Source organism: Mesonia oceanica, from assembly GCF_902499555.1.
In the GTDB taxonomy this organism is placed as follows: Bacteria; Bacteroidota; Bacteroidia; order Flavobacteriales; family Flavobacteriaceae; genus Mesonia; species Mesonia oceanica.
This window is the reverse complement of record NZ_CABVMM010000010.1, coordinates 84,001-105,951: the sequence shown is the minus strand read 5'-3', so window position 1 is coordinate 105,951 and position 21,951 is coordinate 84,001. Positions and strand designations below refer to the sequence as shown.

The following is a 21,951-nucleotide window of genomic DNA, read 5'->3' as shown; positions in this document are numbered from 1 at the left end:
CAACTATTTAAATTGCTTCTATATTCATTTCAGCCTAATTTAGAGAAAACTAAAAATAAAAGTTATGAGTATTAGACTAGGAAATAGCTGTGTAAACTGCCAAAAATATGAAGATCATTTCTGTCAATTACACGAAACCACAGTAGGAATAAAGCATACTTGTGATAGTTTTGATATGCAACCTGCTATAAAAGATGATCCCAATTGCACTACTTGTGCCAGGTACATGAGTGCTACTTGCCCTAACCCTAATAAAGCTGCTCCTCATATGCAATGTTCGCATTGGGCACCTCAAGAAATTGCTTAAATTTTCACTTGTAAGGTAGTGTACCAAGTAATGGGTTGTGCAGGTATAATTCCAGGTCCCGGATATCCGGTAGCTCTTCTCGTAAAATAAGAGTTATCAAGTAAATTATTGATTCCGCTTTCTAAAGTAAATCTTTTATACCTGTAAGATAAGCTTAAATCTAATATTCCATAACTTGGTATAGCGCCTCTTATTCCACTTTGATTATCCTTTTTATCTTGTGGAGAATTAGTGGCATCTGTATATTGCTTTGATAGATAGGTATATTGTAGGCTACCCAATAAATTTTTATAACCAAACCCAATTCCTGTTTTTAAATTGATATGAGGAATAAACTCTACCTCGTTCCCTTCAACATTGTTTTCTTGTGAACTGGTATATTCAGATTGCGTATAGCTTAGATTTGAAAATATACTGACTTTCCAATTCTTGTTTTTTGCATTAAAAGCCTCTATCAAATTTAGTTCTGCAAACGATTCTACTCCATAAATAAAAGCATCTCCTATATTTCCTTTAAAGCGGACTATTCTCCCCGTACTTTCTTTTTCACCTTGTTCATTTACACGGGTTTCTTCTTTTAACACCTCTCCTATTCGCTTATTGTAGCGAAGCCCAAATACATTAATATCGTAATTTAATAGCTGTTTTACCTTTCCGCGAAGACCGATATCTGCCGTAAAACCTTCTTCATCGGTAATATTCGGGTCAATTTGAAAAACCGGATTCACTACTCTAATATCTGAAAAGGTAACCGACCGATAATTCTGAGAAAAATTAGCATACAATTCTAATCCTTTTCTAGCTTGATAAGAAGTGCCGACACCTAGCAATAAAAAATTGCGCTCGTATTGCTTATTCTCTTCAAAAGTTTCACTGGCGTAGGCATCATCGTTAAGATCTACATAGACTTGTTTATAAATACCATTGGCCTCTGTGTTTATATATTCTAACCGGAAACCTGGGGTAACGCTTAACTTATTGGTGATATTGAAAATGTTTTCACCAAAAAAGGCAATGTTTTTATTGGGAAAATCAAAATTGGTTTGCCTACGGTAATTGGGAAAATTAGTATCATCAAAACTAAAATCTGCATTACTCGCTGCGGTACCTGGTCCTTGCCGCTGCGAATTATCGGTTTGATAGTATTTAGCTCCTAAAAGTAATACTTGTTCGCTATTTTTAAGATCATAACGCGTTAACACCCTTGCTTCTGCTCCCCAATTCTTAAAATTATCGATAAGGAGTTCTCTTGGTTCCGAAGGATCATCTACCAATGATACTCGATTCTCCCTAAATCCAAGCGCTTTTCTCGAAGCGTCTAACCCAAAAAGATTTAAAGAAAAATCTGTTCGTTTTGAAAATTGATGTTTAAATTTTAAGGCGAATAAATTCCAGTTTACCTTAAACCAATTCCTTGATCGGTTGCTATAGTCCGGATTTTTGTAAAATTGACTATCGGTTAATCCTCCCGGTTGTTGTGCTAAATAATCTAAAAAAGTATATTCCAAAGCTAGACTTGTTTGCTCTGAAAATTGATAATTAATATGCCCAAAAGCATTGTAAGAATCATAGCCTGAATTTGGTCTAAAACCTTCTCCTGTTTTATAATGAAAGTAAGTGTAGTAACTAAATTTACCAAGCGTTCCACTTACACTATTAAAGCTTGTAAATAAATTGTAAGATCCTAAACTTTGCCGACTAACTAGCTCGATTTTCTTATATTTATTGGGCTTCTTTAGTTTAAAGTTTATCAAACCACCAAATTGTGTTCCGTATTGCAAAGAGGCTGCTCCTCTAATAATTTGAACTTCTTCTAAAGCTTCCGGTGGTGGCGTATAATAACTTTCAGGATAACCCAGCACATCTGCAGAAATATCGTAACCATTCTGTCGGGTATTAAAATTTTGAGTTCGGTTAGGATCCAATCCTCTTCCTCCAATATTCAACTGCAAACCGGCATCTCCATTATCATAAATATTCAATCCCACCACTTGGCTATAAATTTGCCGGGCATTGTTAGTGGCTAAATTGGCTGTAAGCTTATCCATCACGACCACTTCATTTTTCTTTCCGGCATAAATGGCGGTGCCTTCCACTTTTTTCAACTTTCGCAAAGCAAAAATTCGCTCTTTTCTTTGGTTGATCACTACTTCAGATAAAGATTCGGCTAAAGGGGAAAGCACTAGTTCAATATTTGTATTTCCATTTACCGCTACCTTCGATTCAGTCATTTCTGCTTCATAAGTAAAAACTACTAACTCATATTCTCCACGGGCTAAGTCTTTAAAAGAAAACTTTCCTAACTCATCGGTAGCTACCATTTTACCCAAGGTAGTATTGTAAACCTCTGCATTTTCAACAGGTTGTCGGTTAAGCTCATCAACCACCGTTCCTTCTAAAACATATTGGCTATGTAAGTTAGAAGCCAAAAGAAAAGTAAAAAGCAGTAAACTAAAGTCCTTTAATTTCATCTGTGAAAGGGAGAATAAATGTTTTATGCTGAAATGAATCTTCATATTCTAATAAATTAACATCAGGATTTATATAAGGCTGACTTCGTCTTCCGTTTAAGGCTACGTAACTTTCTACATAAATGGCGAGGTTACGATGTCCTTGGCTTTTAAAATGGTCTGCTAAATAATGGGCATATTGTAAGATAAAGTCGGGCTGAAATGACATCTGTTTTTCTTGAAATGAAGTCAAAAAATCTGAATTATCAACATAAAACCATTTTCCTGTCTGAGTATCTTTCACCTTAAATTGTACATAACCTGCTTTTTCCATTAACATCACACGCCAAGAAAACCGAAAGCCTTCTTCTGTCCAAAAAAGTTCACCTGGATATAGGAAGTACCTCCAAGGAAACAAGATTTGTACAGCAAAAAACAAACTTAATACCGCCAACCGAACCTTTTTAGAAAAAACTGCAAACTTAAGTGTTTTACCCGTATTAAAAACAGACGCATCTATAGAAAATAAGTTGGTGATAAACGTTAAGATCTTTTCATGAAATTTATAGTTAAAAAAGATAAGCGCACTTACGATCATGATATAGGGAAACATACCTATAGGAAATAAAATACGGGTAGCTAAATGAAAAACCACAATCAAGAAAAAACCAAGTTTCCTTGTAGGGCGATAAAACATTAAAAAGGGAATACTCAAATCGTAAATAAACCCAAACCAACTAAAAAAATAATGAATATATTCTTGCTGAAGTAAATCGCCTAAAAACGGCAAATCATAGTTGGCAGGTAACCAAATTTTTAAAGGCATTGCCCGAAACAACCAATCTGAATTGGCTTTTGCTAAGCCTGCATAAAAATAAACTATGCCAATAAGTAATTTAATACTATCGATAGTCCAATTGGGAATATACTGAAACGCTTTTTCAGGTTGCCTTTTGGCATCCATAGAAAAATAGTTAGCAGCCGGTAAAAAAATCATTAAAAAACTAAGAATACTTATAAAATAATAATGGTTAAGGTAAGTGGTTTTATCCATCAACTCGATATAGGTAAAACTCAGAAAAAAAAGAATTATCGATAATCTGTATTTGTAGCCTAATGCGATTAACAAAGCAGAAATTGCACAAATAGCAAAAATAAGATAAGTATAATTACCTATAGGTTGTACCCATTCAAACCCATAGTAGCTAAAAAAGAAATTGGGTTGAATGTATAGCTTTTCTATCCAACCTTTCGACCAAAATCTAATAATGCTTATCAACATCATTAAACCAAAAAAAATACGAAATACAGCTAGTGGGGCTGCACTCGTATTTTTTTGAAGGTATGTTTCTATGCGTTTACGCATAAGTAAGTTATCTAATCCCCATCACTATCTACATAATCTACACTAATTGAAAGTGCTTGGAGCATATCAATTTTAAGCAAGATCACATTACTTTGCAAAGCGTCAAAAGTTTCGAGCATTTTATTGTTATCGGTTTCTATTTGTTGTAGAAGACTCGCATCCAGTTCATTGATTTTCTGAAATGAATTTTCAAATCTATCATTGATTAACGAAGATAACTGCTCTCCATCTTTCATAGAATCTAAGTAATCAAGGTAAGTTTTAAAACTAGCTCCATTGGTACTATTCCCAGCGGATTGACCGTTAAAGAAATTTTGTGTAGCCAATAAGGCTTCTTTTAAAAGTTCTTTTGAAAATGAAGGATGATAATAAGATTCTACTTTTGTAGGTTGTACTGTTCCTGAAAATGCTCCGGCAGGAATCCCCACTTTACCACTTCTTAGATACTTTTCATAATAAATAATAAAGTCATTGGTAAACCTATCTACAGAACCTGTATTGGAAGAACTTGTATTATTTACAAATGTATCTCTATAGTTGTTGTTCCATTCGGTTAGTACTGCTCCTGTTAAATCTAAAATACGTTGGCTAACGTTTGTTAGATAGTTTTTATAAGCATCTGCATTAGGATTAGTAGAATAAACTGCTAATAATTCTGCATCGCTTTCGGCCAAGCCGTATAATAAATAATCTAAAGCCGGAAAACCTTGTATGTTTCTATTAGATGGTAATTCTAGATTATAAGAATCACTAGCAATAGTATTTTCTATACCTTCAGCATCTGTAGGATAAGTATTTATAAAACCTCTATAATTAACGGTTTCTGCAGGACCAATTTCGTACATTGATACATGTTGAAAAGCCAAATAAGCTTCTTGATATACTGCACGTAAGGCTTCTAAATGCTCTTGTGTTGGATTTTCGGTAAAGGTCTCGCTCGCATTCTTTAATACTTCTACCTCTCCTTGAAATGAAGTATAGGAAGGAATAATTAAATTATCTGCCCAATTAACTAGCATTGCCTGTCGGTCGAAATTATCTGTAGAAGAATTGTCTTCTGAAGAATCATCAGAACACCCAACTACAAATGCAACAAAAAGTAAAGAAAAGAAAAACTTCTTCATTTTAATAAATGGTTGACTCATTAATCTATTTGACTTACTGAAATTGAATAAGCGGAAGCAATAGCTTCTGAAATTTCATCTAACTTTTCTGGAGTAACCGACCAAAAACCATTGTCTTCCATTAAATCTGCCAAGTACGCATTTACATCTGAAGCAGAAAGATAAGGTTGATCGTTGGCAGGGTTATGAGAAAAACGAATGCTGTATAAAAATCCGTAAGCTTCCGACAAGGCGTGAAAAGCACCTGTTACATTCTCTTCTTGAATAGCTACTTTACCTGATTGTAAATAATGAATAGCCCTTACTGCAAATATCATCGAAATATTTTCTTGAATAATAGCTATCTGCTCATCTCTAATATCATATTTACCGGCAACAATGGCAGCTCTACCTTTTTTAAATGCGTCAAAAGTTTCTTGTGCAATTCCCGTAAAATCATCATCAGCATCTACTTGTCTTATATAGTTGAATAAAAACTTATCTTCATTGTCTTCAATGGATGCCATAGGGTTTGCTGTTGGTACACTTGCATCCCCATATAAATAACCATAAGCTTCATCCCACTTATGCTCCATTGTCGTATAGTTTTTTCCTTCTTCTACAATTTCAGCATCGTTATTAGCTTTATTATCACCTTCATCTAAAACCAAAGAAGACAAATAGTTGTTAAGCATTTGATCGCTTAAAAGAGCTCCCATTAAGCCTTTTAAATAAGCTTGGTTATACTCTAACCCTTTTCCACTTATATATCTAGTTTTACTTCCATCGATCACTTGGCCTGCAATTCCTGCTTCTGCAAGTGTATTCCAATTAGGATAAACTTCATTAGCTTGATTAATTAAGAAATTTTCAAAATCTTGTTTGTAGGCATTACTTTCTACTGTATTTGTAGAGAAATATTCTGCAGATGCCGCTAATTTACTCTTGATGTTTTTAGAAGATGTATTCAATTCTTCTTCTGTAAAAGGATTGTTTTCATTGTTTAGCATGTTCAACAATTGCTCTTCGCTAGAAGTTTCATCCATCATTTGGCCTGCTAGTGCTTTAGCCATTGTAATTCGGGTAGTTTGACCTGAATAAGAAACGGTACTTTCACCATTTCTTTCAAAAGTATAAGTTGCTGGAACTTCCAAATTTTCTACTGCAGCCGAATTATCATCGTCTGAAGAACAAGAAGCTAATAAAAAAATGGTTAAAAATGAAAGAGAGATTGATTTGATCATTTGACACTTATTTAGACTGCTTTAAAATAATTTTCTGCAAACTTATTGTTTAAAATCATTCTACACAAGCCTATTTTCAAAAAATTAAAATACGAGAAGCTTAATTAGCTTTCTTGAAACATAATTTAAATTGAGTTCCTTTATCTTGAATAGGTTGAATGCTAAGTGTAGCATTATTAGGCTTTAAATATTGCTTTACTAGTAATAGCCCTAATCCTGTACCATATTCATTGGAAGTTCCTTTTTCAGATTCTAATCGAATGCTTTTGTCTTCAATTTCTTTTATCTTTTTTTCTGAGATTGGTTGACCTTCATTAAAAACATAAAAACAAATCTCATTTTCTTTTGAATAATGAAGTCTTACTGTTTTATTTTCCGGAGTATATTTTATGGCATTAGAGATAATATTATGCAATATTACATTTAGATGGGCTTCATCTGCTATTACCCATAAATCATCCCCCAATGGAGGTTCGTGTTTCACTTTTATTTTTTTATTCTTGGCAATAACATAATATACCCCCATTACCTCTTTAACCTTCTCTACTAGATTTACTTCTTTTAAATTTAGCTTCGTATTTTCCATCTGTTCTCCGGCCCATTTCAATAAATTTTGAAGCATTAGCGAAGTAGAAGTTAATTGTAAATGCATTTCACCTAAAACTTCTTGCTGCTCTTTTTCAGAGAAAGCATTCTCTTTAAGTAATTCTACTAATTGCAACATAGAGGAAACAGGAGAACGTAAATCGTGCGATAAAATAGAGAACATTTTATGGTTTCCGTTATTGATGGCTATAAGCTGTTCATTACTTTCTAATAATTGCTTATTTAAAGTTGTTTTTTCCTTATCAGATTTCCTAAGCTTAACCAAAAAGAAAAGGGCTAAAATGGTTTTAATTAATAATAAAATGAGTAATATGTATATGATGAATAATTTATTCTCAGACTTTTCTTTTTGTCGAGTTAAAATTAAATTTTCCTTTTCCTTTTGCTTTAACTGCAATAAGTTAACATCACTAATCTTTGTTCTATTGTAAAGTGAATCCTCATATTGTTTCTTTATATTTTTGTAATATTTTTGTTCCTGTTCTTTTCCTAATTTTGAATATACCTTAGAAAGAATACCGGCATTTCTATTAATATCCCAAAATGAATTAATAGCTTTCGCATAATTGAATGATTTGAGGGCATAATATTCAGCAAGCTCAAGTTCATTCAAACTTAAATACACTTCTGCCAAACCCGCATTAGCAAACGACTTTTCCCAATTACTTAAAAATTCAGAATTAGATAAAATGTTTTCATAAGTAAGCTTAGATTCTTTATAGTTCCCCTTTAAATAAAGCAATTCAGCTTTTCTATTTAATATCTGATACAAGGTCTCATCATGTTGATCCTTATTTTTTAATTCATAGGCGTTATCAACATAAGTTTTAGCTTCATCATACTTTCCAAGCTCAATTAAGGAAATGCCTATATTTAAATCATAATTACCAATTAAAGAAGAGTGTAGAGGTAAGCTATCTATCGCTTTTTGAAAATAGATAATAGCTTCTTCGTGCCGATCTATAGCTTGCTGAATCAAGCCAATACCATTATAAGCCTTACTCAAATAAATCTTATCTTCGGTTTTTGTAAAAATATTTTCAGCGTTAATAAAGTAGGCCAATGATTTATCATAATTGCCTTTTATATAATAAGCTACCCCGTAATGTAAATCTAAAATCCCTTCCAGTTTAGTATCGGGATTTTCAATCAAAAATTTTTCTGCTCTGTTGAGGTAAGATAATGTGAGTTCAATATCTTGAATTACGTTGAACTTTGCTAGTTCTAAGTAATAATAGGTAGAATCTGTTTTGTGGTCGTTAATAGTAGTAGGTGGAGACGCATAAATACTACCTGTAAACAAAAAAAGAAAAAAGAATAATAGAGGGGTGCTAATAAACTTCATCTAAAAATTGAATGATTTAGAAAAACTAAAATAGTATAAAAAGCACTTAACCGATAAAGAAAATTAATGATAATTTTTAAATATCTTCAAAGCTTCATTATAAGAAGATTCAAAACTACCCATTTTCACATTTGTAGCTGCTTTTTTAGAAGTAAAGTAAGACACCACCTTTTCCGTAGGCATATTTCCGGTAAGTTCATCTTTTGCCATGGGGCATCCACCAAAACCTTGTATAGCTCCATCAAACCTTGTACAACCGGCAAGATAAGCTGCATTTACTTTCTCGTACCAAGAATCTGGTGTTGTATGTAAGTGTGCGCCAAATTCTATTTCTGGATATTGCGGAATTAAATCAGAAAATAAATAGGTAATCGTTTTAGCATCAGAAGTTCCCACCGTATCTGAAAGCGATAAAATTTTTACGCCTAGGTTAGAAAGTTTCTCCGTCCACTCTCCTACTATTTCTACATTCCAAGGATCACCATAAGGATTACCGAATCCCATGGAAAGATAAGCCACAACTTCTTTATTATTCTTGACCGCTAACTCCAGTATTTCTTTTAAAATATCTACTGACTGCTCAATGGTTTTATGCGTGTTTCGCATCTGAAAGTTTTCTGAAATCGAAAACGGATATCCTAAATAATCAATTTCAGGATGAACCACCGCATCTTGCGCGCCACGAAGATTGGCAACAATAGCTAATAATTTACTTTTTGTAGAAGATAAATCGAGCTGCGCCAAAACTTCTTTGGTATCTACCATCTGCGGAATAGCTTTGGGGGAAACAAAACTACCAAAATCGATGGTATCAAAACCACAACGTAATAACGACTGAATATATTGAACTTTTTTCTCGGTTGGAATAAAAGTTTTAATGCCTTGCATAGCATCACGGGGGCATTCAATAAGCTTGATGTTATCCATATTTCAAATATACAGTTTCAGCCTTAAAAAATGAATATTTTGTAAAATTTTACTAGTATTAACCGAATAAAATATAAATCATTCAATAAGTAAACTTTTCATATTTCAATAGGAAGTAAAATTGGACCTAAATAACCAAACCAAATAGCAAAACCTGATAACCCACCTACCAAACCTGCTAGAATAAAACTGAATCGATAAGAAATAGGAATTACATTGAAGATCACATATAAACTTACGACAACTCCAATAATCATCATGATTAATGGTAAAGTCCACACGTTCCACCCAAAATAGTTTGATATATTAAATTCATCACCTGCATAAAATTGAATTTCACTAAAAAGTTCAGTAATTAATCCGTGAAAAGCATTAAAAACTTCTCGCAAGATAAAAAGCGATAAAAACACCCCCAGCCAATCTAGAAATCGAAATTTTGATTGGTATTTAGATTTCCTAAAATGCAGAATAAACAAACCCATAACACTTGTAAAAATAGTTTGTAACGGACCTCCCATTGTAATCCAAATGGATCGCTTAGGATTATCAGGATATTTCTCTTGAATAGGTTTAAAATAAGGCTCCAGTAATTTTTCACCTTCAGTTGGATTTGCTTCAAGTCTCTCCCGGTTATCTTCAAAAAATTTCTGAAAAGCAATAACATCTTCATCTTCCCAATAACCTTTAGGAGCACTCGTCATACTCCCATAAAAAAGCTTAGCATCATTCCCTAAAAGCTCTGCCATCGCTATATGTCCTAATTCGTGAGATAACGTCCCAATAACAGTAAATAGCATAAATGCAACTACGGCAATCAAAAAAAATTTAAACTTAAAGTTGAAAGTGACCATTCAACTAAAATAGAATAAAAATTGCAATCCCTATAAATACAATGATTTGCAACCACTTTAAAAACATTCCGGAACGAGGGTGTTTTTCTAAAAAGCTTTTTAATGAACCTGATAAAAAAGCAATACTGCCAAACACCATAAAAGAAACCAGAATAAAAAGTCCACCCAACACAAAAAACTGTAACGTTTCATTTAGGGTTTCAGAAAATAAAAACCCAGGGAATAAGGCTAAGAAAAATAAAGAAACCTTAGGGTTTAAAACATTCATCATAAAACCTTGGCGGTATAATTTAGACAAAGGTTTAGCCGCTACTTTTTCTGCAGAAAAATTAATCGTTTCTGAAGATTTATACACTTGATAAGCCAAATACAGTAAATAACCTGCACCAAAAATTTTAAGCAACATGAACAAAATTTCATTCTTAGCTATCAATAAGGAAAATCCAAACGCAACTAAAGAGGTATGAACCAAACACCCCGTCATTAATCCTGCAACTACAGCAAGTGCATATTTTCTCCCAAACCGAATACTTTGTACCAATACAAAAATATTATCGGGTCCGGGTGATAAAGCTAATGCAAATACGGCAAAAATGAATGATACAAGGATTTCGATGTTCATAACTAGTATTGAAACTTTATCAGGTCGGCACCTTGAACTTATTTCAAGGTCTCAAGAAAATGGAATATTTAGGAGGTGATGCTGCATCAAGTTTAGCATGACGAAATTTTGAATTATTTTCCTAAAATTGCCTGATTAATATCTTTAATTAATTGCGGCCCTTCGTAAATAAATCCCGTATACAATTGTACTAAACTTGCTCCGGCTTCTAACTTATCTAGAGCATCTTTTGCTGAATGAATACCTCCTACTCCAATAATCGGAAATGAACGATTACTTTTTTCCGCTAAAAACTGAATCACCTCCGTAGAACGAGCAGTTAAAGGCTTTCCACTCAACCCTCCGGTTTCTTCTTTGTTTTCTGACTGCAAACCATCACGAGAAATGGTTGTATTCGTAGCAATAACTCCCTCAATCTTTGTCGTTTGAACAATCTCAATAATATCCAACAATTGACTATCGGTTAAATCAGGAGCAATTTTTAAAAGAATAGGTTTTGGTTGGGGTTTTTCTATATTTAATTGCTTAAGCGTGTTTAGCAAATTAGTTAGTGGCTCTTTATCTTGAAGTGCTCGTAAATTTGGGGTATTAGGAGAACTTACATTTACCACAAAATAATCTACATAAGGAAAAAGTGCCTCAAAACAAATTTGGTAATCTTCTACTGCTTTTTCATTAGGGGTAACTTTATTTTTCCCAATATTCCCACCAATTAAAACTTCCCCGTTATTTTTCTTTAGGCGTTCAACCGCAGCAACTACTCCTTCATTATTAAACCCCATTCGGTTAATAATAGCTTGGTCTTCCTTTAATCTAAATAAACGTTTTTTAGGATTTCCGTGTTGCGGTTTTGGGGTTAAAGTACCTATTTCTACAAAACCAAAACCAAGACCTGAGAGTTCTTTGTACAACTTCGCATCTTTATCGAAACCTGCCGCTAAGCCTACGGGGTTTTTAAATTTTAAGCCAAATACTTCACGCTCTAACCTTTTATCTTCTACCGCATATTTCGATTTCAAAAAACCCGACATTCCAGGGATTTTAAATACTTTCCGAAGAAAAGAAAAAGTGAAATAATGAATTTTTTCAGGATCAAACTTAAACAGGAAAGGCCTTATGAGTTGTTTGTACATATTGGATTTGGTTTGCACAAAAATACGCCAAAAATAAAAAAGGCAAAGCCGAATGTGAAAGTCTTTGTTTCCCACTTTCTGAATACGTATTTTTGAAAAAAACATTTGTAATGATTAAAAAACAACATATCATCAATCGCTTTACCTCGTATATCACTATCGATACCGAAAGTGACCCTACAAGCGATAGCACTCCAAGTACAGAAAAACAATGGGATCTCGCTAAAAAATTAGCCGAAGAGTTAAAAGAAATGGGAATGAGCGACGTGAGCATTGACGAAAATGCTTATGTGATGGCTACTTTACCTTCTAATGTTGACCACGAAGTTCCCGCGATTGGTTTTGTTTCACATTTCGATACGTCACCAGATTTTACCGGAGCTAACATCAAGCCGCAAATCGTAGAAAATTATGATGGAAAAGACATCGTGCTAAACGAAGCGGAAGACATTGTTCTTTCTCCAGATTATTTTGAAGACTTGCTTCAATATAAAGGACAAACTTTAATTACCACTGATGGAAACACACTTTTAGGCGCAGATGATAAAGCGGGAATCACCGAAATTATGAGCGCGGTAGAATATTTAATTCAGCATCCTGAAATTAAACACGGCCCCATAAAAGTAGGATTCACCCCAGATGAAGAAATTGGTCGTGGCGCACATAAATTTGATGTTAAGAAATTTGGAGCAGAATGGGCTTATACAATGGATGGTAGTCAAATTGGTGAACTGGAATACGAAAACTTTAATGCAGCCGGTGCTGATGTTACCGTAAAAGGAAAAATTGTACATCCCGGTTATGCCAAAGGGAAAATGGTGAACAGTATGTACATTGCGCAAGATTTTATAAACTCATTACCAAGACTTGAAACACCAGAGCATACCGAAGACCGACAAGGATTTTTTCACCTTACCCAAATTAATGGAAAAGTAGAAGAAACCAAAATGCACTATATTATTCGTGATCACGATAAAGAACATTTTGAGGCTCGTAAAAAAGTGATGCTTGATTTGGCAGCAGAAATTAACAGTCAACATCAAAAAGAAGTAATTTCTATCGAAATTAAAGATCAATACTTCAACATGCGAGAAAAGGTAGAACCGGTGATGCACATTGTTGATATTGCTGAAGAGGCGATGAAAGCTGTCGATATTGAACCTATCATCAAACCAATTCGTGGAGGAACCGATGGTTCTCAACTTTCGTTTATGGGTTTACCTTGCCCAAATATTTTTGCCGGTGGACATAATTTTCACGGACGCTATGAGTATGTTCCCGTAGAAAGTATGATCAAAGCCACTGAAGTGATTGTGAAAATCGCTGAACTTACAGCTAAAAAATATGCTTAAGATGTAGCGTATTTCATTTATAGCAAACACGAAAGGCTGGCAAGAAAAGTTTAAATTTTCTGCCAGCCTTTTGTATTTCAAACATTCCTTGAGACCTAAGAAAGTATATGAATTTTATTTAAAGCCAGGTTTACGTCTAGATCTAAAACGGTTATTACGCTTCCATAAACCTTTATTCCCGGATATCGAAATAATAGCAATAAACGTCCAAATAACATTGGTCACAAAAGAAGGAATAGCACTATAATAAAAGCAATTAAAGGCTACCAATATTCCTCCACATAAATTTAAATACCTACAAAGTGTGCTATAGTCTTTATGTTTTACTTGACTAAGTGCATAAGAGATGACTACAAAAAATGAGCCTACCCATCCTAATATATCCAACACTAATTTCATAAGCCAACCGGTTTAGGGTTTATTTGTTTTTAAAATTCTTTCTGTACGTTGTTTAAAATCTTCTTTGGTAATATTCTCTTCTAACATTTCAAGTTGTTTTAAAATTTCTCGGTTATGATTCATGATTTCTGCTACAGACTCATTTCCTGCAGCCCAATATTTTTCTAATTGAGGTAATTTTTCAAGTGCTTTTTCAGATAACCTCAACTGATATTTTCTTGCGTCGCTAGCGTCTATTTCAGATTTAATATATCCATGTTTTTTCATTTTATTAATAAGCTTTACAATGGCTGGATGCGATAATCTTAAAGCTTCAGCAATTTCCATTACGGTCATTCTCTCATTTTTCTGAAGAATTAAAAAAATCATATGCCAATTAGGTTCAATATCCAAATCAATAGATTTATAAAATTCTTTGGTGCTATAGACAAAGGCATCACTTAAGCGCTTAAGTCTTGCTGTTAGCCCAGCATAATCCATTTCAATTAAAAAATCCTCTTCCATAATTTTTAAGTAACCCGTTACGCAAATATAAAAAAATTACGTAACCCGTTACCTAATAAAATTATTTTTAACTTATATTTAGTTTTGAAAGTTGAAGTTATGCCTGTAAAATCATTCGAAGAATACTTAGAAAAACACCTGAAATGGAAAGGAGAATTACAACAACTTCGTACAATGCTTCTTTCAACCGAATTAGAAGAAACCATTAAATGGGGAGCGCCCATCTATGTTTTAGAAAATAAAAATGTAGTTGGCTTGGGTGCATTTAAAAATCACTATGCTTTATGGTTTTTTAACGGAGCTTTACTTCAACAGAATACTGAATTGCTCGTGAACGCCCAAGAAGAAAAAACTAAAGCTTTACGACAAATAAGGTTGACAGAAAATGAAAAACCTCCTATTTCAAGCTTAAAAAAATATGTAGAAGAAGCTATTCTATTACAAAAAGCTGGAAAAAAAATTGAAACTAAAAAGAATAAACCACTTACAATTCCTTCAGAATTAAAAGAGGCTTTTCAAAACGACATAGAGCTACAAACTGCTTTTAACAAATTTACGAAAGGAAAACAACGGGAATTCACAGAACATATAGCTAACGCAAAACGAGAAGAAACCCGAATATCTCGATTAGAAAAATGCATTCCGATGATTAAAAACGGTATTGGATTAAATGATAAGTATAGAAAGTAAGAACTATTTAAAAACTGTTTTTATAGGACGATAATTATTAATGTAATATGAGGCCAAAGATGCTTCTTCTATATTATAACTCCATAATTCTCCAATATTACCAAATTCATAATAGTAAAATATACCATCCTTTATAAAAAAATTTTGTGGCCTTTGTTCTTCATCTTCTTTTAAATTTGAAATATTATCTATTAAAATTTCAAATCCATTTTCACCTAATGTATGTCTAAATAATCCACCTTGCTCAGAGAGGACATAAATCTTATTTTCATCTACACAAAAATAATAATCTAACTCCTCATTTCCATCAAAAGCTATTTCTTCTTCTATTTCATTAGTAACAGGATCAATTATAAGCAATTTTTGATCTGCAGTTAAAGCATAAATTTTTTGATTATTATTAGTCACATATCTTATATTCTCCAACTGAAAAATATTTAAACTTCCACTTGTTAAATTAGGATTTATTGCATTTAACCTACTCTCTTCTTTATTCCAAGTATAAACGTTATTAGATAAAACAAAAATTTGGTCTAGAGAACCTGCCTCTAAATTATAAACAGATAGAGAAATTGACTTTTGTTGCACATGGGTATCCTTATCATAAATAGCCATATTTTCATAATTGGTTAAATAATAACTCTCATCATCTACATATAAAAGCATATTTGGACTTTCAAGCTCATCCTCCACTTCTATCTTAAAAGAATTTTCTTTTAATAAAGTCGTTGCATTTATAATTTTAACCGAATCTTTTGAAGTATAAGCAAAAAGATTATCTCCATGCTTAACCAAATCAATCACATAATCTGAATTAGGAATATGTATTGCGTTTCCTAATAATTCTTGATTCACATTAGCATAAATTGAATATTTCATTTCCTTTTGAGAAGTATTCAAAAAATGAAGACGTTGAGTAGAACCACTATTGACAAGAAAAAAAACACCAGCCTCTGAATCATTTTGATTATTATATTCAGAATCATCATCACTGCAAGAGAAAAAACAAATTGTTGTAACTAAAAAAATACAAATTATAATTTTTGACTTCATCATGGTTAATCATTTTCAATTTTATAAAGCTCCTTCATTCCACCGTTAGTAAAAAAAGATTTTTGAAATTCTCCTTCCAAATTATAAACATAAAGTTGATTTTGATCTGAAGGATCCCAAAAATTATTAAAAGAAAGAAAAATATAATTATCTAAAATTTTCATATTCTGTGCTAACCGATTTCCTTGTTCATTATTTTCAAATGGCAACAAGATATCCTCTTCATCAATTTGATTCTCACTAATAGGTATAGCATATAAATTTAAACCAGAAAATAAGTAAACTCTATTTTTTAATACTTGAAAGCTTTTATTATAGTTTTCATCATTAAGTATACTTATTTGTTTAGTTATACTTTTTGTTACCAAACTAAATTCAGTAATATAATTTCCTGACAAAAAATATAAGAAGTTTCCTTCTCGTGTAAAATTGGTTGCATTTTCAAACTCAAATTCATCAGTAATCTCTTTTTTTGTTTTGTTAAATACAGAGATAGAGGAACTAATCCCTCCATTATTATACAAAAATAGATTTTCACCTATATCTATGATCTTTTTATAATTTTCTTGAAGAGGATAAGTTTCTGGAAACTGATTAAATAAATCTACATTATTATATATTAACAATTCATTATTTGTAGTAAGGTAAAGGTCATTGTTTTCATCTATATGAGATCCCAGAATATTTTGCTGTATTTTAAAAATTTCCTTTACACGTAAATTACTTTTATATAGAATATATATGTTATTACTATTATTAAAGAAGAAATAGGCTAAGTCTTCTTTAAATATTATATTGGAAATACTTGGTAATTCACTATTGTTTTCAGCTAGAAAGATTGAACTTTCAATATTTTGAAGGTCATCACTAATTATATCTAGACTAGAACTATAAGAATTGCCATTTACAATTAAATATCCATCTAGTATTAATTCTTCACTTCCACTTTTTGAAAAATTATCATCATCATTATCACAAGCGAATAAGAGAAGAAGTAATGATAAGTAATAGAAACTAAATTTACATTTTTCCATAAAAAATTGACTCCAATAAAAATAACTCTTAAATATAAAAAAGCTTCCTGATATAGGAAGCTTTTTTATTAAATTAGAAACAATCTAATTATTTCTTTTCTTTTTCGTCCTTTGGTTTGTTTAAAGCAGCGCTAAGTTCCATAGAGATGGAAGACTTATCGAAAGTGATTTTACCGGCTCCGGTTTCAATAATTACCGCATTTAGTTTTTCACTAAAATCTACAATTTTTCCGTGCATTCCACTTTTTGTAACTACTTTATCTCCTCTTTTTAATTCTTGAGCAAAATTCTTCTCTTGTTTTTGCCGCTTCATTTGCGGACGAATCATAAAGAAGTACATGACTCCAAAAATTGCTAAAAAAGGCCAAAGGCTTTGTATAATTTCCATAAATTAATTTAAGTATTGATTCTTAGCTTTTTGCTTCTCCTCCATCTTTTGGAGTTACAAAGGCTTTAATCTTAATCATTTCTTGTCCAGATTCTGTGTTAGTTGTAATTCTAACCGTTTTCATTTGGTTGTTAGGCTTGTTACGAGAGTTGAACTTAACGGTCATTTCTCCTGTTTCTCCTGCAGCAACTGGCTCTTTTGGCCAAGATGGTACAGTACAACCACAGCTACCTTTTGCGTTAGAAATAACTAAAGGAGAATCTCCTGTATTGGTAAATTTAAAAGTATGCTCTACTACATCTCCTTCGTTTATTGTACCAAAGTCATACATTTCTTCTTCAAACTTCATTTCTGGAGTTCCTTCTGCATTGGCATCTCTTTCTGCTACTTCTTCAACTTTTTCTTCTTTTACCTTATCAGAAGCTTTTTCTTCCTTACAAGAAGTAAATCCTACAGTTGCTACTGCAGCTAACATCAAAACTACTTTTTTCATTGTTCTATTTTTTAAGTTTAAAAATTGATTTTTGAACGCTAAAAGTAATAAAAATCATTTATTACATCAAACCACGCCCGATTTTATTTAGTTTTTTACTCTCTTGGTACTCTTTCGATAACTTATCTAAGATTCCATTAATAAATATACTGCTTTTTGGAGTACTGTATTCTTTGGCAATCTCTAAATATTCATTAATGGTTACTTTTACCGGAATAGAAGAAAACTTTAAAAACTCGCAAATAGCCATTTTTAGCAAAACAGCATCTATTTCTGCAATACGGTCTTTATCCCAATTGGGGGTTTTCCCTTCTATATCTTCTTCATACTTTTCTTGATGAAGAACGGTTTTATTAAAAAGATCTTTAGCAAATTCTTTATCATCTAAGTTTTTAAATAATTTAGGGATTTTGATTTGCTCATCGGTTTCTTTTACTTTTTTCAGTAATTTCACCAAAGAAGTATTTACAATAGGAAGATCATCCAACCACGTAAGTTTTTTATCTTCTAAATATTCATACAGCTTTTCATTTGGAGCTACGATTTCTTTAAACATAGCAATCACAAAATCTTTGTCTTCTTTAAAAGTAGAAGTACGGGTCTTTAAATACTCTGTATACAGTTCGCTTTCTTTTAACGCTGTCCAAAGAATGCCCACATACTCATCATCCCTCTTCCAGTGATTGAGTTTTCTATCTTCTAATAAGGTATTGAATTGTTCAGTTTGCTCTATTTTCTGAATTAATTCATTTTGAACAAACTTAAGGTTAGGGTTTTTATCTTCAGCGGTGGCAAGGTATTTTTGCTGTGACTTTTCAATAAAAGTTGCCGCTCTATTTTTAATTTCAACAAGTAAAGACAAGTTCAATAAAAACAAATCGTACATTTCTTCCATACTTTTCTGAAGAAATTTTTGTTCTACTTGAAGGCTGTCATTATTAGACTGATTAAATGCATACACCGATTGCATTACTTTTACTCGAATATGTCTTCTTGTTAACATAGCTTTTAAAGAACATTTTAAAATTAAAAAAGGGCGAAAAATTTCGCCCTGCAAAAATAGAATTTTATTTATGGTTTTAAATCTTATTAGAAATTTATTTTTTAGCTGCTAAAATTCTGTTCTTAGCAATCTGCAATGCTGCTTGATGAGTAGTCATATTATCAAGTTCTGCTTTTGCTAAAATTTCTAAGGTAGTATTATAAATATTTTCGGTTTTTCGCATAATCTCCGATTTATCATACTTTACCAATTCTGCATAAACATTAATAATTCCGCCGGCATTAATCAAGAAGTCGGGAGCGTAAACGATTCCTTTTTTCTGAAGTAATTCTCCGTGAATGAGTTCGTCTTCTAATTGATTATTTGCCGCACCGGCAATTACCTTTGCTTTTAATTGCTGAATGGTTTGATTGTTTAAGGTAGCTCCTAAAGCACAAGGTGCATAAATATCTACTTCTACCCCATATAAATTATCACCTTCAAAAATTTCAGCTCCATACTTAGCGCTTACTTCTGCTAACCTTTCTTGGTTAATATCTGAAATTAGCACTTGTCCTCCTTCTTCAGTTATATACTTCACTAAGGTTTCTCCTACATGACCAATACCTTGAACCAATACTTTCTTCCCTACCAAGTTATCATTACCAAACTTATACTTAGCTGCAGCTTTCATTCCCATAAACACTCCATAAGCTGTAATGGGAGAAGGATTTCCAGAACCTCCTTTTTCTTCAGAAATTCCAGCTACGTAAGGAGTCACTTCTCTTACAGTGTCCATATCTTCTGTCTCCATCCCTACATCTTCTGCTGTAATATATTTTCCGCTTAACGAATGTACAAACTCTCCAAATCTCCGCATTAACTCAGGAGATTTTTGAGTTTTTGCATCACCAATAATCACAGCTTTACCGCCACCAAGATTTAAGCCGGTAATGGCACTTTTAAAACTCATCCCTCGAGAAAGTCTAAGTACATCGTTTAAAGCATCATATTCACTTGCATAATTCCACATACGTGTACCTCCTAATGCAGGACCTAAATTTGTATTATGAATCCCAATTATTGCTTTTAAACCCGTATCTTTGTCGTTACAAAAAACCACTTGTTCGTGGTTATCAAAAGAAAGTTGCCCGAAAACCGGAGCGACTTTTTTTAATTCATTTGCTTTTAAAATTTCAGCATTCATAAGCTGTATTAATTAAGTTGAATTATTAAATTAATAAAATTAAGCTCAAAAATAATTAATTTTTTAATTTCAAAGTCTTTTTTAAGCGTTAAAATGAATATTTAATAATTTTTGAAGCTTTTCAATTTTTATGAAAGAATTAAAATACCTAAATAAATTTTTCAAAAAATATAAGTGGCAAATGTTTTTGGGCTTCATTATTACAGTAGCTGCCAGATTATTTGCCGTATATGTGCCCCAATTTATAGGGGATTCTACCAATGTTATTGAACGCTATGTAAATGGGGAAATTACAGAAGTTTCTCAAGTAAAGTCTGAGTTGTTTATTAATATCATTTACATTTTAGGTGCTGCTTTGCTTTCAGGCTTATTTACTTTTTTAATGCGGCAAACTTTTATTGTGGTTTCCCGCCATATTGAGTACGATCTTAAAAATGAAATTTACCAGCAATACCAAAACCTTTCTCTTAATTTTTACAAGAAAAACAGAACGGGAGATTTAATGAACCGTATTAGTGAAGATGTTTCGCGGGTACGCATGTATTTTGGCCCCGCTTTAATGAACAGTGTAGCCACCGTCACTATGTTTTTTGTGGTTCTTGCCTACATGATCAGTAAAGCACCATTACTCACCCTCTACACCATTGCTCCATTTCCCATATTATCATTCGCTATTTATAAATTAAGTCGAGCAATAAACGAACGTAGTACGATTGTACAAGAATATTTATCGAAATTAAGCACCTTCACCCAAGAAAGTTTTAGTGGTATTTCTGTCATTAAATCCTATGTTTTGGAAAGTAAAACCAATAGCGGTTTTGTAGAATTATCGAATACCAGCAGGGAAAAAAATATAGACTTGGTAAAAGTACAAGCTTTCTTCTTTCCGTTAATGGCTTTATTAATTGGCGGAAGTAACATTCTAGTAATTTATATTGGCGGACAGCGGGTAATTAATGGAGAAATTGCAAATTTTGGGGTAATCGTTGAATTTTTACTCTATGTAAATATGCTCACTTGGCCGGTCGCTAGCGTGGGTTGGATTGCAGATATGGTACAACGTGCCGAAGCCTCCCAGAAACGAATTAACGAATTTTTAAAGCAAAAACCCGAAATTAAAAACAAAACTGCAGAAACCACTCCAGTAAAAGGAAAGGTAGAATTTAAAAACGTAACCTTCACTTACGACGACACCAATATTACGGCTTTAAAAAATGTTTCTTTTGAAATTAATTCTGGAGAAACCCTTGCGATTATAGGAAAAACAGGAGCAGGAAAATCGACTATTTTAGAACTAATAGGAAGATTATACGATGTACAAAGCGGTGGTGAACTTTTAATTGATGGAAAACCAATTGATCAATTCAATTTAAAAAACTTAAGAAATTCGATAGGTTACGTACCGCAAGATGCATTTCTGTTTAGTGACTCCATTAAAAATAATATTCGATTTGGAAAAAATGATGCTTCTGATGAAGAAGTCATCGCAGCTGCTAAAAATGCTGCGGTACATAAAAACATCATTGGGTTTAGTAAAGGCTATGATACCGTATTGGGAGAACGTGGAATCACGCTTTCTGGCGGACAAAAACAACGGGTTTCCATTGCAAGAGCTATTATTCAGGATCCACAAATCTTACTTTTTGACGATTGCCTTTCAGCTGTAGATACGGAGACAGAAGAAGAAATTTTGAGCAATCTCCACAAAATTTCTTCTCAAAAAACCACTATTATTGTTAGCCACCGGATTTCTTCAGCAAAAAATGCAGATAAAATCATTGTTTTAGAAGAAGGAGAAATTGTTCAGCAAGGCTCTCATAATCAGCTAGTAAAGCAAGAAGGCTATTACAAAGATTTATATTTAAAACAGCTAAGTGAAAAAGAAAATTAATTTT

At 32.6% G+C, this 21,951-nt stretch carries 21 protein-coding genes; 4 read left to right on the top strand and 17 right to left on the bottom strand.

Features of this window, described 5'->3' with window-relative positions; genetic code table 11:
* Positions 1–64: 64 nt before the first annotated feature.
* Entirely contained in the window at positions 65–307 is a 243-nt protein-coding gene (locus tag FVB9532_RS13080; RefSeq protein ID WP_150545627.1) for a hypothetical protein, read from the top strand.
* Here the strand turns inward: FVB9532_RS13080 and FVB9532_RS13075 are convergent.
* The 9 genes from FVB9532_RS13075 to FVB9532_RS13035 all read right to left on the bottom strand — a co-directional run bounded on the left by FVB9532_RS13075 (position 304) and on the right by FVB9532_RS13035 (position 11,954).
* Positions 304–2,823: a TonB-dependent receptor domain-containing protein gene (locus FVB9532_RS13075; protein ID WP_228482344.1), complete on the bottom strand. Its 2,520-nt coding sequence runs from the start codon at positions 2,821–2,823 to the stop codon at positions 304–306. The two genes, FVB9532_RS13080 and FVB9532_RS13075, sit on opposite strands and share 4 nt — an antisense overlap.
* Positions 2,759–4,123, bottom strand: coding sequence for an HTTM domain-containing protein (locus FVB9532_RS13070; protein WP_150545626.1), 1,365 nt, complete (start codon positions 4,121–4,123; stop codon positions 2,759–2,761). The genes FVB9532_RS13075 and FVB9532_RS13070 overlap by 65 nt, the downstream gene beginning before the upstream one ends.
* Before the next feature lie 11 nt (positions 4,124–4,134).
* Positions 4,135–5,268 (bottom strand): imelysin family protein, encoded by a 1,134-nt coding sequence (locus tag FVB9532_RS13065; protein ID WP_228482343.1) that lies wholly within the window; start codon positions 5,266–5,268, stop codon positions 4,135–4,137.
* Positions 5,268–6,470 (bottom strand): DUF4856 domain-containing protein, encoded by a 1,203-nt coding sequence (locus FVB9532_RS13060; RefSeq protein WP_150545625.1) that lies wholly within the window; start codon positions 6,468–6,470, stop codon positions 5,268–5,270. The genes FVB9532_RS13065 and FVB9532_RS13060 overlap by 1 nt, the downstream gene beginning before the upstream one ends.
* A 100-nt stretch (positions 6,471–6,570) precedes the next feature.
* Positions 6,571–8,421, bottom strand: a complete 1,851-nt coding sequence (locus tag FVB9532_RS13055) for a tetratricopeptide repeat-containing sensor histidine kinase (protein ID WP_150545624.1) — start codon at positions 8,419–8,421, stop codon at positions 6,571–6,573.
* A 63-nt stretch (positions 8,422–8,484) separates the two neighbouring features.
* On the bottom strand, positions 8,485–9,348 hold the full coding sequence (locus FVB9532_RS13050; protein ID WP_150545623.1) for a hydroxymethylglutaryl-CoA lyase: 864 nt from the start codon (positions 9,346–9,348) through the stop codon (positions 8,485–8,487).
* Positions 9,349–9,446: 98 nt separating this feature from the next.
* On the bottom strand, positions 9,447–10,166 hold the full coding sequence (locus FVB9532_RS13045; RefSeq protein WP_150545622.1) for a hypothetical protein: 720 nt from the start codon (positions 10,164–10,166) through the stop codon (positions 9,447–9,449).
* Between the two features lie 37 nt (positions 10,167–10,203).
* Positions 10,204–10,821 carry a LysE family translocator gene (locus tag FVB9532_RS13040; protein WP_150545621.1) on the bottom strand — a complete coding sequence of 206 codons (618 nt, stop codon included), beginning with the start codon at positions 10,819–10,821 and terminating at the stop codon, positions 10,204–10,206.
* A gap of 113 nt (positions 10,822–10,934) precedes the next feature.
* The gene (locus FVB9532_RS13035; RefSeq protein ID WP_150545620.1) at positions 10,935–11,954 is read right to left on the bottom strand and encodes a quinone-dependent dihydroorotate dehydrogenase; all 1,020 of its coding nucleotides are present in this window, start codon (positions 11,952–11,954) and stop codon (positions 10,935–10,937) included.
* A gap of 110 nt (positions 11,955–12,064) precedes the next feature.
* Here FVB9532_RS13035 and pepT point away from each other — a divergent pair, with 110 nt between their 5' ends.
* A complete protein-coding gene (pepT, locus tag FVB9532_RS13030; RefSeq protein ID WP_150545619.1) occupies positions 12,065–13,306 on the top strand; it encodes a peptidase T in 1,242 nt (413 codons plus the stop codon).
* A gap of 114 nt (positions 13,307–13,420) precedes the next feature.
* On the opposite strand, the gene FVB9532_RS13025 is transcribed toward pepT, so the two are convergent.
* Together FVB9532_RS13025 and FVB9532_RS13020 are read right to left on the bottom strand one after the other, a co-directional pair.
* Positions 13,421–13,705, bottom strand: coding sequence for a CBU_0592 family membrane protein (locus FVB9532_RS13025; RefSeq protein WP_194716551.1), 285 nt, complete (start codon positions 13,703–13,705; stop codon positions 13,421–13,423).
* A gap of 12 nt (positions 13,706–13,717) precedes the next feature.
* Positions 13,718–14,209, bottom strand: a complete 492-nt coding sequence (locus FVB9532_RS13020; protein WP_150545618.1) for a MarR family winged helix-turn-helix transcriptional regulator — start codon at positions 14,207–14,209, stop codon at positions 13,718–13,720.
* A 99-nt stretch (positions 14,210–14,308) separates the two neighbouring features.
* On the opposite strand from FVB9532_RS13020, the gene FVB9532_RS13015 reads away from it, so the two are divergent.
* Positions 14,309–14,899, top strand: a complete 591-nt coding sequence (locus FVB9532_RS13015; protein WP_150545617.1) for a YdeI/OmpD-associated family protein — start codon at positions 14,309–14,311, stop codon at positions 14,897–14,899.
* A 3-nt stretch (positions 14,900–14,902) separates the two neighbouring features.
* Here the strand turns inward: FVB9532_RS13015 and FVB9532_RS13010 are convergent, their stop codons facing one another.
* The 6 genes from FVB9532_RS13010 to FVB9532_RS12985 form a co-directional block, all read right to left on the bottom strand.
* Positions 14,903–15,955: a hypothetical protein gene (locus FVB9532_RS13010; RefSeq protein WP_150545616.1), complete on the bottom strand. Its 1,053-nt coding sequence runs from the start codon at positions 15,953–15,955 to the stop codon at positions 14,903–14,905.
* 2 nt (positions 15,956–15,957) lie between these two features.
* Positions 15,958–16,986: a hypothetical protein gene (locus tag FVB9532_RS13005; protein WP_150545615.1), complete on the bottom strand. Its 1,029-nt coding sequence runs from the start codon at positions 16,984–16,986 to the stop codon at positions 15,958–15,960.
* 88 nt (positions 16,987–17,074) lie between these two features.
* The gene (gene yajC, locus FVB9532_RS13000; protein ID WP_150545614.1) at positions 17,075–17,374 is read right to left on the bottom strand and encodes a preprotein translocase subunit YajC; all 300 of its coding nucleotides are present in this window, start codon (positions 17,372–17,374) and stop codon (positions 17,075–17,077) included.
* A gap of 22 nt (positions 17,375–17,396) precedes the next feature.
* Positions 17,397–17,867: a DUF1573 domain-containing protein gene (locus tag FVB9532_RS12995; RefSeq protein ID WP_150545613.1), complete on the bottom strand. Its 471-nt coding sequence runs from the start codon at positions 17,865–17,867 to the stop codon at positions 17,397–17,399.
* Positions 17,868–17,928: 61 nt separating this feature from the next.
* Entirely contained in the window at positions 17,929–18,870 is a 942-nt protein-coding gene (gene nusB, locus FVB9532_RS12990; protein WP_150545612.1) for a transcription antitermination factor NusB, read from the bottom strand.
* Between the two features lie 94 nt (positions 18,871–18,964).
* Positions 18,965–20,056 (bottom strand): Glu/Leu/Phe/Val family dehydrogenase, encoded by a 1,092-nt coding sequence (locus FVB9532_RS12985; RefSeq protein WP_150545611.1) that lies wholly within the window; start codon positions 20,054–20,056, stop codon positions 18,965–18,967.
* A gap of 130 nt (positions 20,057–20,186) precedes the next feature.
* Here FVB9532_RS12985 and FVB9532_RS12980 point away from each other — a divergent pair, with 130 nt between their 5' ends.
* Positions 20,187–21,947 (top strand): ABC transporter ATP-binding protein, encoded by a 1,761-nt coding sequence (locus FVB9532_RS12980; protein WP_150545610.1) that lies wholly within the window; start codon positions 20,187–20,189, stop codon positions 21,945–21,947.
* Positions 21,948–21,951 lie beyond the last annotated feature (4 nt).

What these genes read in the sequence shown, in the direction of transcription:
- FVB9532_RS13010 (WP_150545616.1), bottom strand. Translation starts at nt 15,955, where the DNA reads ATGATGAAGTCAAAAATTATAATTTGTATTTTTTTAGTTACAACAATT.
- FVB9532_RS13005 (WP_150545615.1), bottom strand. Translation starts at nt 16,986, where the DNA reads ATGGAAAAATGTAAATTTAGTTTCTATTACTTATCATTACTTCTTCTC.
- FVB9532_RS12995 (WP_150545613.1), bottom strand. Translation starts at nt 17,867, where the DNA reads ATGAAAAAAGTAGTTTTGATGTTAGCTGCAGTAGCAACTGTAGGATTT.
- pepT (WP_150545619.1), top strand. Translation starts at nt 12,065, where the DNA reads ATGATTAAAAAACAACATATCATCAATCGCTTTACCTCGTATATCACT.
- FVB9532_RS13025 (WP_194716551.1), bottom strand. Translation starts at nt 13,705, where the DNA reads ATGAAATTAGTGTTGGATATATTAGGATGGGTAGGCTCATTTTTTGTA.
- FVB9532_RS13065 (WP_228482343.1), bottom strand. Translation starts at nt 5,268, where the DNA reads ATGAGTCAACCATTTATTAAAATGAAGAAGTTTTTCTTTTCTTTACTT.
- FVB9532_RS13075 (WP_228482344.1), bottom strand. Translation starts at nt 2,823, where the DNA reads ATGAAGATTCATTTCAGCATAAAACATTTATTCTCCCTTTCACAGATG.
- FVB9532_RS13050 (WP_150545623.1), bottom strand. Translation starts at nt 9,348, where the DNA reads ATGGATAACATCAAGCTTATTGAATGCCCCCGTGATGCTATGCAAGGC.
- FVB9532_RS12985 (WP_150545611.1), bottom strand. Translation starts at nt 20,056, where the DNA reads ATGAATGCTGAAATTTTAAAAGCAAATGAATTAAAAAAAGTCGCTCCG.
- FVB9532_RS13040 (WP_150545621.1), bottom strand. Translation starts at nt 10,821, where the DNA reads ATGAACATCGAAATCCTTGTATCATTCATTTTTGCCGTATTTGCATTA.
- FVB9532_RS13060 (WP_150545625.1), bottom strand. Translation starts at nt 6,470, where the DNA reads ATGATCAAATCAATCTCTCTTTCATTTTTAACCATTTTTTTATTAGCT.
- FVB9532_RS13015 (WP_150545617.1), top strand. Translation starts at nt 14,309, where the DNA reads ATGCCTGTAAAATCATTCGAAGAATACTTAGAAAAACACCTGAAATGG.
- FVB9532_RS13020 (WP_150545618.1), bottom strand. Translation starts at nt 14,209, where the DNA reads ATGGAAGAGGATTTTTTAATTGAAATGGATTATGCTGGGCTAACAGCA.
- FVB9532_RS12980 (WP_150545610.1), top strand. Translation starts at nt 20,187, where the DNA reads ATGAAAGAATTAAAATACCTAAATAAATTTTTCAAAAAATATAAGTGG.
- FVB9532_RS13055 (WP_150545624.1), bottom strand. Translation starts at nt 8,421, where the DNA reads ATGAAGTTTATTAGCACCCCTCTATTATTCTTTTTTCTTTTTTTGTTT.
- FVB9532_RS13080 (WP_150545627.1), top strand. Translation starts at nt 65, where the DNA reads ATGAGTATTAGACTAGGAAATAGCTGTGTAAACTGCCAAAAATATGAA.
- FVB9532_RS13035 (WP_150545620.1), bottom strand. Translation starts at nt 11,954, where the DNA reads ATGTACAAACAACTCATAAGGCCTTTCCTGTTTAAGTTTGATCCTGAA.
- nusB (WP_150545612.1), bottom strand. Translation starts at nt 18,870, where the DNA reads ATGTTAACAAGAAGACATATTCGAGTAAAAGTAATGCAATCGGTGTAT.
- FVB9532_RS13070 (WP_150545626.1), bottom strand. Translation starts at nt 4,123, where the DNA reads ATGCGTAAACGCATAGAAACATACCTTCAAAAAAATACGAGTGCAGCC.
- yajC (WP_150545614.1), bottom strand. Translation starts at nt 17,374, where the DNA reads ATGGAAATTATACAAAGCCTTTGGCCTTTTTTAGCAATTTTTGGAGTC.